The 17,611-nt window shown below is 51.1% G+C and carries 10 protein-coding genes, 6 tRNA genes and 1 pseudogene; 10 read left to right on the forward strand and 7 right to left on the reverse strand.

The genetic code is table 11. The annotated features are described in order from the left end of the window. Positions 1–40: 40 nt before the first annotated feature. Positions 41–117: transfer RNA gene (locus P4S53_RS09445), tRNA-Asp, on the forward strand. A gap of 300 nt (positions 118–417) precedes the next feature. On the opposite strand, the gene P4S53_RS09450 is transcribed toward P4S53_RS09445, so the two are convergent. Beyond that, on the reverse strand, positions 418–1,626 hold the full coding sequence (locus P4S53_RS09450) for an NAD(P)-binding domain-containing protein (protein WP_337112491.1): 1,209 nt from the start codon (positions 1,624–1,626) through the stop codon (positions 418–420). 10 nt (positions 1,627–1,636) lie between these two features. Next, on the reverse strand, positions 1,637–2,509 hold the full coding sequence (ilvY, locus tag P4S53_RS09455; RefSeq protein WP_192016093.1) for an HTH-type transcriptional activator IlvY: 873 nt from the start codon (positions 2,507–2,509) through the stop codon (positions 1,637–1,639). Between the two features lie 131 nt (positions 2,510–2,640). Between ilvY and ilvC the strand changes: the two genes are divergently transcribed. After that, positions 2,641–4,125 (forward strand): ketol-acid reductoisomerase, encoded by a 1,485-nt coding sequence (gene ilvC / locus P4S53_RS09460; protein WP_337112492.1) that lies wholly within the window; start codon positions 2,641–2,643, stop codon positions 4,123–4,125. Between the two features lie 71 nt (positions 4,126–4,196). Here the strand turns inward: ilvC and ubiK are convergent, their stop codons facing one another. The 4 genes from ubiK to P4S53_RS09480 form a co-directional block, all read right to left on the reverse strand. Continuing rightward, positions 4,197–4,454 (reverse strand): ubiquinone biosynthesis accessory factor UbiK, encoded by a 258-nt coding sequence (gene ubiK, locus P4S53_RS09465; protein WP_192016091.1) that lies wholly within the window; start codon positions 4,452–4,454, stop codon positions 4,197–4,199. Positions 4,455–4,607: 153 nt separating this feature from the next. Then, positions 4,608–7,724: a multidrug efflux RND transporter permease subunit gene (locus tag P4S53_RS09470; protein WP_337112493.1), complete on the reverse strand. Its 3,117-nt coding sequence runs from the start codon at positions 7,722–7,724 to the stop codon at positions 4,608–4,610. A gap of 12 nt (positions 7,725–7,736) precedes the next feature. After that, entirely contained in the window at positions 7,737–8,852 is a 1,116-nt protein-coding gene (locus P4S53_RS09475; protein WP_337112494.1) for an efflux RND transporter periplasmic adaptor subunit, read from the reverse strand. Positions 8,853–8,885: 33 nt separating this feature from the next. Next, the gene (locus P4S53_RS09480; RefSeq protein ID WP_337112495.1) at positions 8,886–9,452 is read right to left on the reverse strand and encodes a TetR/AcrR family transcriptional regulator; all 567 of its coding nucleotides are present in this window, start codon (positions 9,450–9,452) and stop codon (positions 8,886–8,888) included. Between the two features lie 178 nt (positions 9,453–9,630). On the opposite strand from P4S53_RS09480, the pseudogene rep reads away from it, so the two are divergent. Beyond that, positions 9,631–11,647: pseudogene (gene rep, locus P4S53_RS09485) on the forward strand (DNA helicase Rep). Positions 11,648–11,730: 83 nt separating this feature from the next. On the opposite strand, the gene P4S53_RS09490 reads toward rep, so the two are convergent. After that, complete coding sequence (locus tag P4S53_RS09490; RefSeq protein ID WP_337112496.1) at positions 11,731–12,141, reverse strand: c-type cytochrome; 411 nt, start codon at positions 12,139–12,141, stop codon at positions 11,731–11,733. Positions 12,142–12,436: 295 nt separating this feature from the next. Here P4S53_RS09490 and P4S53_RS09495 point away from each other — a divergent pair. The 7 genes from P4S53_RS09495 to P4S53_RS09525 all read left to right on the forward strand — a co-directional run bounded on the left by P4S53_RS09495 (position 12,437) and on the right by P4S53_RS09525 (position 17,610). Further along, positions 12,437–12,513 (forward strand) — tRNA-Arg (locus P4S53_RS09495). A 41-nt stretch (positions 12,514–12,554) separates the two neighbouring features. Next, positions 12,555–12,630, forward strand: a tRNA-His gene (locus P4S53_RS09500). Between the two features lie 84 nt (positions 12,631–12,714). Then, positions 12,715–12,791 (forward strand) — tRNA-Pro (locus P4S53_RS09505). 114 nt (positions 12,792–12,905) lie between these two features. Then, positions 12,906–12,981: transfer RNA gene (locus P4S53_RS09510), tRNA-His, on the forward strand. 84 nt (positions 12,982–13,065) lie between these two features. Further along, positions 13,066–13,142, forward strand: a tRNA-Pro gene (locus P4S53_RS09515). Between the two features lie 1,055 nt (positions 13,143–14,197). Then, positions 14,198–15,916, forward strand: a complete 1,719-nt coding sequence (locus tag P4S53_RS09520; RefSeq protein ID WP_337112497.1) for an ABC transporter ATP-binding protein — start codon at positions 14,198–14,200, stop codon at positions 15,914–15,916. Positions 15,917–16,056: 140 nt separating this feature from the next. Then, positions 16,057–17,610: an ABC transporter substrate-binding protein gene (locus tag P4S53_RS09525; protein ID WP_337112498.1), complete on the forward strand. Its 1,554-nt coding sequence runs from the start codon at positions 16,057–16,059 to the stop codon at positions 17,608–17,610. Position 17,611 lies beyond the last annotated feature (1 nt).

A 17,611-nucleotide genomic window follows, 5' to 3' on the forward strand; every position in this document is an offset into this window, starting at 1 on the left:
TCCTATTTAGAAATCAGAGTCAATCTGGTTTCGGCCGTGTGGAGCGGTAGTTCAGTTGGTTAGAATACCGGCCTGTCACGCCGGGGGTCGCGGGTTCGAGTCCCGTCCGCTCCGCCACTTCTTAAAGAAACCCAGTCAGTAATGGCTGGGTTTTTTGCTATTTGGTGGTTGCACTACCTTTTGTTGTTCGTCACTGGTGAGTTGCTCAGGGTGGGCGCCCCAAAAGTGCGTTGCACTTTGGTCGCGGGCCGGAATGCCGGACCATCGAGTCCCGTTCGCTCAGCCACTTATTAAAGAAACCCAGTCAGCAATGACTGGGTTTTTTGCTATCTGACGCATTTGTAATGCCTCCGACGACAGACAGATTTTTCTCCATCACTGCGGCCAACACAGAGCTGTGGCGTAAGCTGCAGTTCGTTAAGTGTAGCTATAGAAAAAACGCAGCCATTGCTCGGCAATGAAAATTTCATCTTGTGCAGATAAAGCCTGAATACCTGATGCATAGCTGTGAGAATGACTACTGAGCTGCAGTCCTGCCAGTAAATGCGCGGCTTCAAACAGGTACAAAGTGGGATCGCCCATGCCTGTTTTGAAAGGGGTATTTGCAGATTCCCCGCCGGCAATGAGGTAGATACTGGCACCATGTCGATTTTGATATTCTGTCACCAGTTGATTCCCCCCGACATACTGCAACGTCCCTTGCTGTATCAGATCGGGAAGATTCAGCTCGTCGTCGGCAGAGGTGACAGTGGCGATGAATAAGTTCTCGTGTCTGGACTGGATATGAGCCGAATGAAGCGCGCCATTTCCGGTGCAGCAGAAAATGAGATTACAGTGTTCCAGCATGGTTTCGGTTGAGCACACCTGAATGCCATTTCTGGGTAAAGCGGTGAGTTGTCTGGGATCCTGATCACTGACATAGAGATCATGGATACCTTTACCTTGCAGTGTCTTACAGATACCCCGGCCCAGATTACCACTTCCTATCACCCCGATAGTGAGAAAGCCGAGGTTGTTCAATTTCAGACCAAATGCCTCGCGCAGGATTTGATCTGTGTAATGCACGATACACTCAGAAGCTTCGTAGTCGGCTGGGGTCTTAATGCTCAGATGCGCAACCGAGACTAAGGGCTTGACGAGATGCCGGTTGCGATATTTGGCGATGCCATTGGCGGTTAACTCAGCTATTCCCACGCACTGCTCATCATATGCTTCAAAGATGGCTTCAACGCCTTGAGCAAAATAGCCCCCGTGATCCAGAATCAGAAAAGCCTGCCCTGGCTGGGTGTATTGCTGAATGAGTTCCAGGCACCGCATCGGATCTCTTAACGCGATTTTGTCAAAGCCGGGGGCAACGACATCACAGTTTGGAATGGATCGGATGGTATTGAGCAGTGTGCCGTTGTTGCAAAAAGTCGCTTGTTTAGGGATGAAAATGACATGGTCAGCAAGTTTACACAGCACGTTGAGATATGGCAGAGAGCCTTCATAGCAATGCATGACGGAGAAAACAACGAGATCACCCGGCATCGTATGCGTTTGCGCAATCTGTTCTAAAAATCGATAACCTTTTTCTGCATAGAAAGCGGAGTAGTAACTGTGCGTTAAAGTATGCGTTGACGTCATAACCGACCTGCTATTTGAATAACGTCAGCAATGCCTGAAACAGAGGCTCTTGCTGTCGACTTTGTTTGCAGCACAATCCCAGTGTTAATGGTTCGACGGCTGCTGCTGGCAGCTTTTGAATCTGATCGCGAATCGGACTGTTTTCTATCACAATATCTGGCGCAATTCCGATGCCGCATCCCAATGCTACCATACTAACAATAGCTTCATGCCCAGCAACTTGAGCATAAATGTTGGGTTTTATTTTTTGTGATTTCATCCACTTGTCAGCATTTTCTCTTGCCGTCCCATACTCAGGCAGAATGAAGGGAAGTTTGTCCCACTGAATGTCCGGTGAAAGCAACGCCTGAAGACCGGGTGAGGTGATTAATGGGCTGATTAACGACATTGAGACATTACCCAAATAAATGAAAGTGAGTTTATTGGGCAAATTGGCGGGCAGGGCAGTAATTGCAAAATCAGCTTCATCGTGCAGGACTTTATTCACCGCTTGCGCCGGATCGCCGGTGACGAGCTGAATTTCTACCTGAGGGTAATGTTGTCTGAATTGATTCAGGACATTGGGCAGATGGCTGTAGCTGGCTGTGACCGAGCAAAACAGGGTCAGTTTACCTTTCAGCATTTGATCCTGTTCAGTCAGCTCTTGCTGCAGTTGTTGCCATTCGGCAACAATGCGGCTGGCAACCGGTAGCAGTTTACGGCCAGAGGTGGTCAGTTCCACACTGCGGTTATCACGAATGAAAAGGGGCTGAGACAACTCCTGCTCCAGCCGCTGAATCAGCCGGCTGAGCGCGGACGGACTGATGTGCATCTTCTGTGCGGTCTGACTAAAGTTCTTGCTGTTACACAGATGAAGAAACAGTTGAAGGGATTTGATGTTCATATTCTATGTTGCACCGTTTGCAATATGATGTTGTGAATATATCACTTTAGACAACATCAAGCCTGATCTACTATCAGGTTATTCGGCAGTGAAGTGCCGACCAAGGATTAGAATTCACGGAGTAACTTGTTATGGCTAACTATTTCAATACCTTAAATTTACGTCAGCAATTAGATCAACTGGGCCGTTGCCGTTTTATGGATCGCAGCGAGTTTGCTCAGGAAGCGGATTACCTGAAAGGTAAGAAGGTCGTGATTGTCGGTTGTGGTGCACAGGGCCTGAATCAGGGTCTGAACATGCGTGACTCAGGTCTGAATGTTGCTTATGCACTGCGCCAGGCTGCAATTGATGAGCAGCGTGCTTCTTTCCGTAATGCGAAAGACAATGGTTTTGAAGTGGGTAGCTATGAACAATTGATCCCCCAGGCCGATCTGGTGATCAACCTGACACCAGACAAACAGCACACCGATGTTGTGACCACTGTCATGCCGTTAATGAAGCAAGGTGCTGCGCTGGGTTACTCGCACGGTTTTAACATTGTTGAAGAAGGGATGCAGATCCGTCCGGATATCACGGTTGTGATGGTCGCGCCTAAGTGTCCGGGTACGGAAGTACGTGAAGAATACAAGCGTGGCTTTGGTGTACCGACGCTGATCGCCGTTCACCCGGAAAATGACCCGCAAGGTGAAGGCCTGGAAATTGCGAAAGCCTGGGCGGCTGCAACCGGTGGTCACCGTGCCGGTGTGCTGGAATCCTCTTTCGTTGCTGAAGTGAAATCTGACCTGATGGGTGAGCAGACGATTCTGTGCGGCATGCTGCAGGCGGGCTCTATCGTGTGTTACGAGAAGATGATTGCGGAAGGCGTCGAGCCTGGCTATGCCGGTAAGCTGCTGCAGTTCGGCTGGGAAACCATTACCGAAGCCCTGAAGTTTGGCGGTATCACGCATATGATGGATCGTCTGACCAACCCGGCCAAGATCAAAGCATTTGAGTTGTCTGAAGAGCTGAAAGATCTGATGCGTCCGCTGTATAACAAGCACATGGATGACATCATTACAGGTGAGTTCTCACGGACCATGATGGCTGACTGGGCGAACGATGACGCAGAGCTTCTGGGCTGGCGTGCAGAAACGGCGGAAACGGCGTTTGAAAACTACCCGCAAACAGATGCCAAAATTGCTGAACAGGAATACTTTGATAACGGCATTCTGATGGTAGCTATGGTGCGTGCCGGTGTTGAGCTGGCGTTTGAAGCCATGACAGCCTCAGGCATTATTGAAGAGTCGGCTTACTATGAGTCTTTGCACGAGCTGCCTCTGATTGCCAACACAGTCGCCCGTAAGCGTCTGTACGAGATGAACGTGGTGATCTCTGATACGGCAGAATATGGTAACTACCTGTTTGCGAACGTGGCGACGCCATTGCTGCGTGAAAAGTTCATGCCGAAAGTCAGCACAGATGTGATCGGCAAAGGCCTGGCTGCGACCAGCAACCATGTGGATAACCAGCAGCTGATTGATGTGAATGAAGCGCTGCGTAATCACCCTGTAGAGCAGATTGGTCACGAACTGCGTGGTTATATGACAGACATGAAGCGTATCGCTGTCGGCGACTAAGTCAAAATCCTTCCTGGTTTGTAAAAAGCCCGGCAATTTGCCGGGCTTTTTTATGTCTGTAATGAAACCGACTATTCGGATTTATCTGCCAGCATAGCTTCCAGCTGGGCAACCTTTTGTTCCAGCTCGTTCAGCTTTTGGCGTGTGCGCAGCAGGACCTGGGTCTGCACATCGAACTCTTCGCGATTCACCACATCCAGCTTACTCAGTTGTGCCTGGATGGTTTGACGCACTTTCTGTTCCACATCCTGACCAAGCGCTTTGACCGGTTGAGGCATGGCTTCCTGAATTTGCCTGGCAACCTGCTCAAGTTTCTTTGGATCAAACATACGCGGGTTTAACTCCATGAGGTTAATGGGATACTTTTAGCCGTTAGTGTACACCAAAAATTTCTGTGGCAGGCAGGAATCCTTGGCCAGATTGGGGAAGCAGGGCTGAAAAAAGGCCGCTTGCGCGGCCTTAGTCTGATAGAAAGTGGCGGATTAACTTTCCCGGGCTTTCAGCGCTTGTCTCGCTTCATCAGCCCGTTTTAACTTTTCCAGCTCTTTGTCCTCCACAAAAACCGGCAGCGGTTTGTGGGTACTGGCCAGGTAGGTGTAGATCACCGGCAGTACGAACAGGGTAAAGAGGGTGCCTATTGCCAGGCCGGAGACGATCACGATACCGATACTGAAGCGCTGGGCAGCACCGGCTCCGGTGGCGTACAGCAGAGGGATCAGACCGGCAATCATCGCCGCCGTGGTCATCAGAATCGGTCGCAGACGCACCTTGGCCGCTTCCATCACTGCAGACATTTTGTCTTTCTGGTGATTAAGCTGCTCTTCTTTTGCGACTTCACAGATCAGAATCCCGTGCTTGGTGATCAGGCCTATCAGGGTGATCAAGCCGACTTGCGAGTAAATATTCATCGACGCCGCTCCCCAGGCCAGTGAGACCAGAGCGCCACAAATAGCCAGTGGTACCGACACCATGATCACCATCGGGTCGCGCAGCGATTCAAACTGAATCGCCAGTACCAGGAAAATCACCGCCAGTGCCAGAACGAAAGTCGCAAACAGGGCATTACCTTCGGTGACGTACTGGCGAGCTTCCCCCATAAAGTCGTACTGGTAGCCCGAAGGCAGCTGGCTGACGGCTTCGGTACGGAACCATTCGATGGCATCACCCATGGCCGTCCCCGGCATAGGCACCACACCTATGGTGGCCGAGTTCAGCTGGTTGAAGTGCGGCAGTGCACGCGGTTCAGCCACCACATCAATGGTGATCAGGCTGCCCAGCGGCACTGAATTGCCATCCGCCGCGCGAACATAGAAGGCGTTCAGCGATTCAGGATTCAGGCGGTACTTGCGTTCTACCTGCGGAATCACCTCGTAAGAACGGCCATTGAGGTCGATACGGTTGACATAACCGTCGGCCATCATGGTGCTCAGAGTGATACCGATATCCTGCATCGTCACGCCATACGCGCCCGCTTTGTCTTTGTCTATGCTGATTTTCATGGTGGCGGAGTCGAAGTTCAGATCCAAATCCGAGTACACAAACATCGGATTCTTCGTCACATCATCCAGAATCGAACCGGCCACCTGGAACAGGCTTTCAAAGTTGTTCGGCGTGGTAATGACAAACTGGATCGGCAGACCTGAGCCCGCACCTGGCAGTTCTGGCATCTGGAAAGCGGTGACCGCCATACCAGGCACATCGTTCACCAGTTTAGTGACACGGCCAACCACTTCCGCCTGACTGGCTTCACGCTGACTCCAGGGCACCATAGATGCAATACCGAATGCCTGATTGGATTGCGGTACACCGGAGAACACCTGAGCGAAAGCCACTTCAGGCTGATTGCTCAGCATTTCGTTCACTTCGCTCATGGAATTTTCGATGTAGTCCAGGTTCGCGGTAGACGGACCGGTCCCCATCATCATCAGGACGCCTTTATCTTCCGCCGGTGCCAGTTCACTGGGGATGAACTTGAACAGAACCGGCAGCATCGCAAAGACAATGACCGCAAACACGATCACCACAGGGCGTGATTTCATCACTGTGGTCAGCATTTTTTCATAGCGGTTGGTCATGCGATCCAGAACACTGTGCACGGTATCTTCAAAGCGGTTTGGCTTATCGTGTGCTTTCAGGATCTTAGAACACATCATCGGCGACAGTGTCAGTGCGATAATCCCGGAGATAAAGACCGACCCTGCCAGCGTCAGGGCGAACTCTTTAAACAGTGAGCCGGTAATTCCCCCCATCAGTGCGATAGGTGCGTATACCGCGCCCAGCGTTAGGGTCATGGCAATGACAGGCACTGCGATTTCCCGGGTACCGATAATCGCGGCCCGGAACGGGGACTCGCCGAGTTTGATATGACGGTCGACGTTTTCCAGGACCACGATCGCATCATCGACCACCAGACCGATGGCCAGTACCATGGCCAGCAGTGTCATCAGGTTCCAGGAGAAACCGAAGGCCTGCATCACCATGGCCACCCCAATCAGCGACAGCGGAATGGTAATGATAGGGATGAGTACTGCGCGGAACGACCCCAGGAACAGGGTGATCACCACAAGGACAATCAGCGCCGCTTCACCGATAGTTTTGATCACCTCCTGAATCGACTCGTTAATGGCGACTGTCGAGTCATACAGGATGTTCATCTTGATGTTGCTTGGCATGTTGCGCTGAATTTCAGGCAACAGATCCAGCACATCGGCGGCAATATTAATCGGGTTCGCACTGGGTGCCGCATTGATGGCGGCGACCACGGCTTCCTGTCCGTTTGCGGTTGCACGGTAAATGTCGTGGCTTTTCGCCCGGGTAACCTTGGCGATATCACCTAAGCGGATCACCTGACCTTTCTGCGTCGAGACAATCAGCTTTTTCAGCTCATCGGTAGTTTTGACCTGGGTATCCGCCGTGCCGTTATACAGCACGAACTCGCCTGTTGCCTGACCCGTCGCCGACTGGTAGTTGTTGGCGTTCAGCACTGTCATGATGTCGGTGGCAGTCAGGTTGTAAGCGGCCATCTTGGCCGGATCCAGCCAGACCCGCAGCGCAAACTTCATTCCGCCATAAAGATCGATTTTGGAGACGCCGTTCACGGTGAACAGTTGCGGGTTGAATACCCGCTCCAGGTAATCGGTGATCTGGCTGGAATTGAGCTCGTCACTGGTAAAGCCGATGTACATCACCGCCGTAGTCGAGCCGGTTGACATGGTCACCGTCGGGTCTTCCGCTTCACGGGGAAGCTGAGAGCGCACCGAGTTGGTTTTTGCCAGGACATCAGACAGGGCTGCGTTGGGATCAGTATTGAGTTTCATGTTGACGGTAATGGTCGAGGAACCCAGTACCGACGATGACGTCATGTAATCAATGTTATCTGCCTGCGCGATGGCCTGCTCCAGTGGCTGCGTAATAAAGCCCTGGATCAGATCGGCACTGGCACCGTAATAACTGGTCGTCACAGTAACCACGGTATTGGTCATCTCGGGATATTCCCGGACCTGCATTTTGAAAATAGCCTGGAAACCAAGCAGGGCAATCAGAATACTGATCGACACTGCCAGGACCGGCCTTTTTATGAATATATCAGTAAAGCGCATTTAACCTCCGAATCACAGCATCGGTGTTTCAGCCGGGGTTTTCAGGGCATCGTTTTCGACGATACGGACTTTCACATCATTACTCAGGCGCACCTGGCCTGTGGTGACAACGCGGTCTCCCGGTTTTACGCCATCAAGGACGTGGATGATATCGCGCTTACGCTCACCGGTTTTCACCACGGATTGACGGACGCGGGTAACGCCTTCGTCATCTTCGTACAGCACATACACATTATCGCCATACAGGGTATAGGTGATGGCAAACTGCGGCAGGACAACCTGATTTTCCAGGGTCGGCAGGATGATGTTGGCACGGGCAAACATACCGCTGCGCAGACGGCCGGCGTTATTCGGAATATCCGCCTGAACCTGAATTAAGCCGCTCTGATAATTAACCGCAGGTTCAATCGCGCTGATCTTGCCCTGGAATTTGGCATCCGGGTATGCATCGACCGCGATATCGACTTCCTGTCCGATGTGGATGTCAGACAGATCGGTTTGCGGAATGGTGAAACGCAGTTTCATCAGGGAGGTGTCTTCCAGGCGGACGATGTCCGTACCGGGCTGAATATACTCACCCAGGAATACATTGCGCAGACCGACATCACCGGCAAACGGGGCTTTAATAATGCGACGGTCGATGGTGGCTTTCAGGCTTTCAATATCGGCAGACAGAGAGAAGTAATCCGCCTGAGCACCATCATAGGCCTCTTTGGAGATAGAGCCTTTCTTGTACAGATCCTGATAGCGGATGAATTTGGCTTTGGCGGCCGGCAGACGAGCCTGGGAGCTCTTGAGGTTGGCTTCCTCAACATCTGAGTCCAGCGTGACCAGACGTTGGCCTTTTTTCACCGACATGCCTGAGTCAAACGCCAGCGACTTGATCACGCCGGCCACTTCCGTGGTGACAGTCACGCCCTGGTTGGGCTCAATGAAACCAATCGCTTCAATGGCCGGCACCCAATTGGTCGGTTTTGCCTCCACGACTGTCACCGGATAATCCGGTTCAGGCATGTTGGCGAAATAAGCCATCTTTCCTTTGATTTCAAAGTACTTGGACGTAAAAAGCGTGCCAAACAGCACGGCAACGATGATGAGCATGACTATCCATGCTACCCATTTTTTCATTATCTTTGCTCCGGAGTCTAAGTTAATGCTAAGTCAATGTGTAATTACAGCATCCCAGCAAGCTTTGATGGCAGCATCCCGCGCCTCATCACTTACCGTAAAAGTACCACTCAGGTGCTTGCGGGCCAGACAGGCGCTGGGTTCAAGGCTGAGTGCGCTTAATATCTCGTTGTCTAAAGGCTTAAACAGCCCCTGAGCTTTACCCGTGTCAAACATCCTGTGGACAGGGGCAAAGAGCGTTTGTTCTAACGCTATCTTGTACTGCTTACCTCGGTGCGGCATGTTTTCAAACTGACCCCGGTTAATCAGCGGTGCTTCATTATCCGTAGCCATGTTCCAGATGTTGAGCCACATAGTACGGAACTGCTGTTCTAAGGGCATGACATCGGAAACGTTCTGAGTGATTTTCCTGGCGACAATCGTCAGTATATGGTCATGAAGCTGATACAGGAGATCCTCTTTATCACTGAAATAGCGATAGATGGTCCCTGTCGCGACCCTGGCCTCTTTGGCCACCATATTCATCGACAGACCGTGAAAACCATGTTTTGCCAGCAATTCTTCGGTTGCCTGCAAGATACGTTCTTTTTTGTCAGTCATGAATTGATCACAAAGTGAATGAACGTTCATTCATTATTGTGGATGCTTTATTAGTATGCAACTCATCTGTTACCTTTATTTTTCGGTGAAAAACGCGGGGGATTGTCTGAAATAGACACGAGACGAGAACAGGTTACAATGCGGCAGCTGAATCAATCATGACTCATAGGGCAAATCAATGAAACTCAATCCGAGACAAAATGAGGCAGTACGTTTTGTTGCTGGACCGTGTCTGGTTCTGGCCGGTGCAGGTTCAGGTAAAACACGGGTCATTACCAATAAAATCGCCTACTTAGTCCAGCAATGTGACTACAAAGCGCGGAATATTGCTGCGCTGACATTTACCAATAAAGCGGCGCGGGAAATGAAAGAGCGGGTCGGGCAGACCCTGGGCCGCCAGGAAGCCAAAGGGCTGATGGTGTCGACCTTCCACACGCTGGGCCTGAATATCATTCGCCGTGAGTACAAGGTACTGGGGCTGAAAGCGAGTTTTTCGCTGTTTGACGATCAGGATCAGATGGCACTGCTCAAAGAGTTGACGGAAGATCAGCTCGATGGTGACAAAGACTTGCTTAAACTGCTGCTGTCATCGATTTCAAACTGGAAGAACGCCATGCTGTCGCCCGCCCAGGCGAAAGCGCAGGCGCAAGGTGAGCGCGACCAGCTGTTTGCCCATTGTTATGAGTTATATCAGCGTCAGATGAAAGCCTATAACGCGCTGGACTTTGATGACTTGATTCTGATGCCTGTGCTCTTGCTGCGTGATAATGATGAGGTGCGCCAGCGCTGGCAGAATAAGATCCGCTACCTGCTGGTGGATGAGTATCAGGATACCAACACCAGCCAGTATGCGTTTGTGAAGCTGCTGGTGGGCGAACGGTCAAAATTTACTGTGGTCGGGGATGACGATCAGTCGATTTACTCCTGGCGGGGGCGCAGCCTGAGAACCTGGCCCTGCTCAATAAAGATTTCCCGACCCTCAAAGTGATCAAGCTGGAGCAGAACTACCGTTCGACCAGCCGGATTTTGCGCAGCGCCAACATTCTGATCGCCAATAATCCGCACTTGTTTGAAAAAGCGCTGTTTTCTGAAATTCCTGATGGCGAGATGCTCAAGGTCCTGACGGCCAAAAATGAAGAGCACGAAGCCGAAAAAGTGGTCGGGGAACTGATAGCCCATCGCTTTCTCAACAATACTGACTACAAAGATTACGCGATTCTGTACCGCGGCAACCATCAGTCGCGCCTGTTTGAAAAAGCCCTGATGCAGAACCGGATCCCCTATAAAATTTCTGGCGGTACCTCTTTTTCTCCCGCACCGAGATCAAAGACATCATGGCGTACCTGCGCTTGCTCACCAACCAGGATGATGACAACGCTTTTTTGCGTATCGTCAATACGCCGCGACGGGAAATCGGCCCGGTGACTCTGGAGAAACTGGGTACCTACGCCAATATGCGGGGCAAGAGTTTGTTTGAAGCCAGCTTCGAGCTTGGCCTGGAACAGCATCTTTCAGGACGTGGGCTGGACAGCCTGCGCCAGTTTACGCGCTGGATTGTCGAGCTGGCCGATAACGCTGAGCGGGGCGATGCCGTCGCGGCGGTACGCCAGATGATCCGCGACATCCATTACGAGGACTGGCTGTTTGAAACTTCCGCCAGTCCGAAAGCGGCCGAAATGCGGATGAAAAACGTGTCGGATTTATACAGCTGGATCACCGCAGATCTGGAAGGTGATAATTACGATAATGAAGTGCGCACCCTGAAAGAAGTGGTTCAGCGCATGACGCTGCGTGACATGATGGAGCGGGGTGAAGAGGACGAGGATGCCGATCAGGTACAGCTCATGACACTGCATGCTTCAAAGGGGCTAGAATTCCCCCATGTGTATCTGATTGGTGCTGAAGAGGGGATTTTGCCTCATCAAACCAGCATCGATGAAGACAATGTGGAAGAAGAGCGACGCTTGGCGTATGTCGGGATTACCCGGGCGCAGAAAACACTGACCTTTACCTTGTGCAAGGAACGCCGGCAGTATGGCGAGCTGCTCAAACCCGAACCCAGCCGCTTTCTCTATGAATTGCCCCAGGACGATCTGGATTGGGAAGCTGAGCGCAAACCTGTCACGGCAGAAGAACGAATGGAACGGGGTCAGGCGCACATTGCCAATCTCCGATCCATGTTCAAGAAGAAATAATCAGTCAAGTACTGCCCAAAACAAAGAAAAAAAGGTTAGCTGTCACAGCTAACCTTTTTTGGTATTCGAAGGGTGAGACTGAATTACAGCCCGTCGATCATATGGTTGATAGCAGCGACGATTTCTTCATCGCTGCAGTCCATACAGGTGCCTTTCGCTGGCATGGCATTGAAGCCATTCAGCGCATGATTGGTCAGTGTGTCCATGCCTTTGGCAATGCGTGGTCCCCAGTCGCCGGCATCACCTGACTTCGGTGCGCCCAGTACACCGCTGCTGTGGCAAGCCACACAGAAAGTGCCGTATACCTGATCGCCTGAGCGAGGGCCGGAAGCGGCGGCTGTAGCGGCTGGTGCATCGCCTTCCTTATATACAGAGCCAACAGGCTTGATGCGTTCTGCGATCGCTTCGCCAGACATATCTGCCGCTACGGCTGAGCCGCTGATGGCGACGGTTGCGACTGCAGCGACCATTAGTTGTCGAAGAGAAAATTCCATTGAGCTCACCTTAACACTCCCAGATTATTTGCTCGAATATCACAGCTGTCTTGTATAAGTTATTGTAAATGTTACGTAATGAGACTGGGCTGTGAGTAATTAACCAGTGGTTTTTGGGTAAAAAACGCAATGATTATATCCCTTAACGAGGTGGTATTAAACAGAGTGGCATTGTTTGTATGACGCGAATCAACCCAGAGATGGTTATAAATGAAGCGAATGCAAAAAATTTTGCAAAAAAGACTAGACGAGAAGCATGCTGATCCGTAATATTCACCACCGCCGATAGGGCAAGGCGCCCGTAGCTCAGCTGGATAGAGCGTTGGCCTCCGGAGCCAAAGGTCACAGGTTCAAATCCTGTCGGGCGCGCCACTCCGGAAAGTCAGAATGGCACTGTTGGCGTGTAAATGTTGGTGGCTATAGCTCAGTTGGTAGAGTCCCGGATTGTGATTCCGGTTGTCGCGAGTTCAAGTCTCGTTAGCCACCCCATACAATTGAGTATGGAGCTTGTAACAAGCTCGGTACTTAGCGGCAGATAGCGCAAGTCGTATATCTCCGGCAAGAAAAGATTATCGGTGAATAGCGCAGTTTGGTAGCGCATCTGGTTTGGGACCAGAGGGTCGGGGGTTCGAATCCCTCTTCACCGACCATTTATATGGTAGATTTGCCCAGTGAGCAAACCTACAGGTTCGGAAAAAGAAGTGCATTGCTCGGGTGCGGAAGCCCGCCGCGTTCAATCCCTCTTTACCGACCACTTTACAATGGTGGCTATAGCTCAGTTGGTAGAGTCCCGGATTGTGATTCCGGTTGTCGCGAGTTCAAGTCTCGTTAGCCACCCCATACAATTGGGTATGAAGCTTGTAACAAGCTCAGTACTTAGCGGCAGATAGCGCAAGTCGTATATCTCCGGCAAGAAAAGATTATCGGTGAATAGCGCAGTTTGGTAGCGCATCTGGTTTGGGACCAGAGGGTCGGGGGTTCGAATCCCTCTTCACCGACCACCTTTGAAGACCCGCTCTATTGAGCGGGTTTTTTTATACCTGTATTTCGCTTCCCGGCTCAGTCTGGAGTAGAGGAAGGGCTGTCGGGTCGGGTGCGGAAGCCCGCCGCGTGCGAATCACTCTTCACCGACCACTTTTGAAGACCCGCTCTATTGAGCGGGTTTTTTTATACCCGTATTTTGCTTCCTGGCTTAGTCTGGAGTAGAGGAAGGGCAGTCGGGTCGGGTGCGGAAGCCCGCCGCGTGCGAATCCCTCTTCACCGACCACTTTTGAAGACCCGCTCATTGAGCGGGTTTTTTTATACCCGTATTTTGCTTCCCGGCTCAGTCTGGAGTAGAGGAAGGGCTGTCGGGGTCGGGTGCGGAAGCCCGCCGCACGCAAGTTCGACGAACGGATACTGCCGCGTTAATCTCTCTTCACCGCTCCTATTGAAGGACCCGCTCATTGAGCGGTTTTTTTTGTATTTGTGTTTAGCGTTCTGAGATGCAGTTGTCGCGGGTTGTGTGATGGCAGTGAAGCAAGTTGATTTCTTTGTGCCATAGTTGTTAGTGCATCACAGTTCATTTCACGGAGAATGGTTGAAAAATCATGGCTTATTCATGTTTGTCTGCGCTGCATTCTGAATTCAGGGTGGTTGTTCATACTGCGGTGCGTGATCTGGATGGGTTCATATACTGATACTTTTGTTTTTAGTGGTCTAAAATCATAGCGTGTTAATGAAATGTTTAGTTTTGTTTGGTGCTTTATGCAGATGGTCGCTTCTGGTATTTATGAATATAAATGCTTAAATATGGAATTGTTAGCTGTTTTTGACTGGTTTTACCGGAGTTTGCCTCAGATGTTTTACAAGGGTTATGTTTGTTTTGACTGCGGGTTTTAGTGATTATTTATGCTGATTTTGTGCGGTAGCACAGTTTTATAGTATGAAATGTTGATTTTTGGTGAAATCTTTGCCAGATTGTTGGCACTTTATGTGGCCGATATTTTTATCGGTTGATTGGAATGGAATCATTTGCAGACAGGCAGAGTCGCTGCCAGGTTGTTGAGGTCTGAGCATGGCATTATTGGAAGTTAAAAACCTTCGTATTGAATACCCGTCTCGTCACGGTATCCACGCTGCGGTGAAATCGCTGTCGTTCACCATTGAGCGCGGTGAGATCGTCGGTGTTGTCGGGGAATCCGGGGCGGGTAAATCGACGGTAGGTAATGCCGTAATCGATCTGTTGAGTCCTCCTGGTAATATTGCCAGCGGTGATGTCTACCTGGACGGCCAGAAAATCTCGGGTTTAAAACCAGAAGCGATGCGAAAAGTGCGTGGCGCAAAAATCGGTTTTATTTTCCAGGATCCGATGACCTCGCTGAACCCCCTGTATACCGTCGAGCGTCAATTGACGGAAACCATTATTACCAATTTGAATGTCAGTAAAGAAGAAGCGGTTCGCCGTGCGATTAAGCTGATGGAGCAAGTTGGGATCCCGCAGCCGGAAATCCGCATTAAGCAGTATCCGCATCAATTTTCCGGCGGTATGCGTCAGCGTGTGGTGATTGCCATCGCTCTGGCGGGTGAGCCAGATTTAATCATTGCCGATGAACCGACCACGGCGCTCGATGTGTCGATTCAGGATCAGATCCTGACCCTGATTCGTGAATTGTGCGTGAAGAAAAACGTTGGCTGCATGCTGGTTACGCACGATATGGGTGTGGTCTCCAATGTCACTGATCGTGTTGCTGTGATGTACCGTGGTGATCTGGTGGAAATCGGTCCGACGGAACAGGTGCTGGGTCACCCGAATCACCCGTACACCAAGAGCCTCATTTCTGCAGTGCCGCGCTCGGACATCAAACTGGCTCGCTTCCCTTTGGTGAGCTATATCGAAGAAGCGGGGGAAACCACGCAGCTGGATGTGAAAAATCACTGGTTGGGTCAGAGTCAGGACGAGCGTCAGTACACGGGTGCCTTATTACAGGTCGAGAATGTCAATCTGCGCTTTGTGACCAAAGATTCTTTCTTTGAAAGCCGCCGCGAGTATGTACAGGCTTCGAACAATGTCAGCTTTGAGGTGTTTGAAGGTGAAACCTTTGGCCTGGTCGGTGAATCCGGTTCAGGCAAGTCCACCATTGCCCGTGTGATTGCCGGTTTATATCCGCCCAACTCAGGCAAAGTGGTGTTTGAGGGCATCGATCTGACGGCGCTCAAGAGCGAGAACGAACGCCGCCCGATGCGCCGCCAGATGCAGATGGTATTCCAGAATCCGTATTCGTCCATGAATCCGCGGATGAAAATTTTCGACATCATTGCTGAGCCGATTCGTTTTCACAAACTGGCCGGCAGTGAATCTCAGGTGCGGCAGATCGTTGCTGACTTGCTCGACCATGTGGGCCTGGGCCGTGCAGCTGGCGTGAAGTATCCCCATGAATTCTCGGGCGGTCAGCGTCAGCGGATTTCCATCGCCCGCGCCCTGGCTACGCGTCCACGTCTGCTGATTTGTGATGAGCCGACCTCGGCGCTGGATGTGTCCGTTCAGGCGCAAATCCTCAACCTGCTGAAAGATCTGCAGGATGAACTGAACCTGACGATGCTGTTTATCAGCCACGACTTACCGGTGATCCGCCAGATGTGTGATCGCATCGGCGTGATGCAGAAAGGCACCTTGCTGGAAGTGGCGCCGACTGAGCAGTTGTTCACGGATCCACAGCATGAATACAGCAAGCAATTGATTTCGTTAATGCCTGCATTCAAAGGAATGAGTCAGGAAGGCCTGAAATTGGCCTGATAAAGAATCTGTTTGCCCGCCGGGAACCCATGTTTCCGGCATGGCTCTGTCGCGAGCCGGGCTGTTGTTGCTTACCTAAACCAATAATAAGCAAACATAACCATCTGGGAGTTCTCTCCCTGCATAAAGGAGCTATGCAAATGAAAACCTTCAAGAGCAAGTTAGCCGTTGCGTTAATGGCTGCTGGTCTGAGCTTCGGTGCGGCAGCTGCCAACCTGAATTTAGCTTATGATGCTGACCCGGTATCTATGGATCCTCATGAGCAATTGTCCGGTGGTACGCTGCAACTTTCTCACATGACCTTTGATCCGCTGATCCGTTTTACCCAGTCAATGGAATTTGAACCCCGTCTGGCAACGTCTTGGGAGCGTGTTGATAACAGCACGATGCGTTTCAAGCTGCGTGAAGGTGTGAAATTTCACTCCGGCAACACCTTCAGCGCTGATGACGTGGTCTGGACCTTCAAGCGTCTGAAATCTTCTGCTGACTTTAAAGGTATCTTCACCCCTATCGTGGATATCAAAAAAGTGGATGCCAACACGGTTGACGTGATCACGGATGGTACCTATCCACTGATTGAAAACGTCATGACTTATGTGTTCCCGATGGACAGCAAGTTCTATACGGGTAAGACGGAAGATGGCAAAGACAAGGCTGAACTGAAGAAAAATGGTTCGACTTTTGCCTCAACCCATATCTCAGGTACCGGTCCGTTCAAAGTGGTCAGCCGCGAGCAAGGCGTAAAAGTTGAGTTCGAACGCTTTGCTGATTACTGGGACAAAGACAGTGAAGGCAACGTGGATCACATCACGCTGCGCCCGATCAAAGAAGACGCAACCCGTGTTGCAGCACTGCTGTCGGGTGATGTTGATATGATTGCACCTGTGTCGCCGAATGATTATCAGCGTATCAAGAGTAACGATAAGCTGGATCTGGTGACTATGCCGGGTACCCGCGTCATTACCTTCCAACTGAACCAGAAAGTGGCCGAGCCGCTGCGTGATGCGCGTGTCCGTCAGGCGATTGTGTACGCGGTGAACAACGAAGGGATTGCTGAGAAGATCATGAAAGGCGCGGCAACACCTGCCGGCCAGCAAAGCCCTGTAGGTTATGCCGGTTACAACGAGTCGCTGACCCCGCGTTATGATCTGAAAAAAGCTCAGCAGCTGATGAAAGATGCCGGTTATGAGAACGGTTTCTCTATCACCATGATTGCGCCGAACAACCGTTACGTGAACGATGAGAAAGTTGCTCAGGCTGTCGCGGCGATGCTGGCGAAAATCAAGATTAAAGTCGACCTGCAAACGATGCCAAAAGCACAGTACTGGCCGGAGTTTGATAAGTGTGATGCGGGTATGCTGATGATCGGCTGGCACCCGGATACCGAAGATTCAGCGAACTTTACTGAGTTCCTGACCATGACCCGTAACGCTGACACAGGTAAAGGTCAGTATAACTGTGGTCATTACTCGAACGCTGAAGTTGATAAGCTGGTTGAAGCGGCGAACACGGAAACCGATCTGGAAAAACGCAGCACGATGCTGAAGAAGGTTGAAGAGTTGCTGTACAACGACGCCGCCTTTGTTCCGCTGTACTGGCAAGACCCGTCTTGGGCTGCCAAGAAGAATGTGGACATCAAACCTATCGTGAACGGTATGGACTTCCCGTACCTGGGCGATCTGGTGATCAAGTAAT

This window comes from Photobacterium sp. Hal280, assembly GCF_037162255.1.
GTDB lineage: Bacteria > Pseudomonadota > Gammaproteobacteria > Enterobacterales > Vibrionaceae > Photobacterium.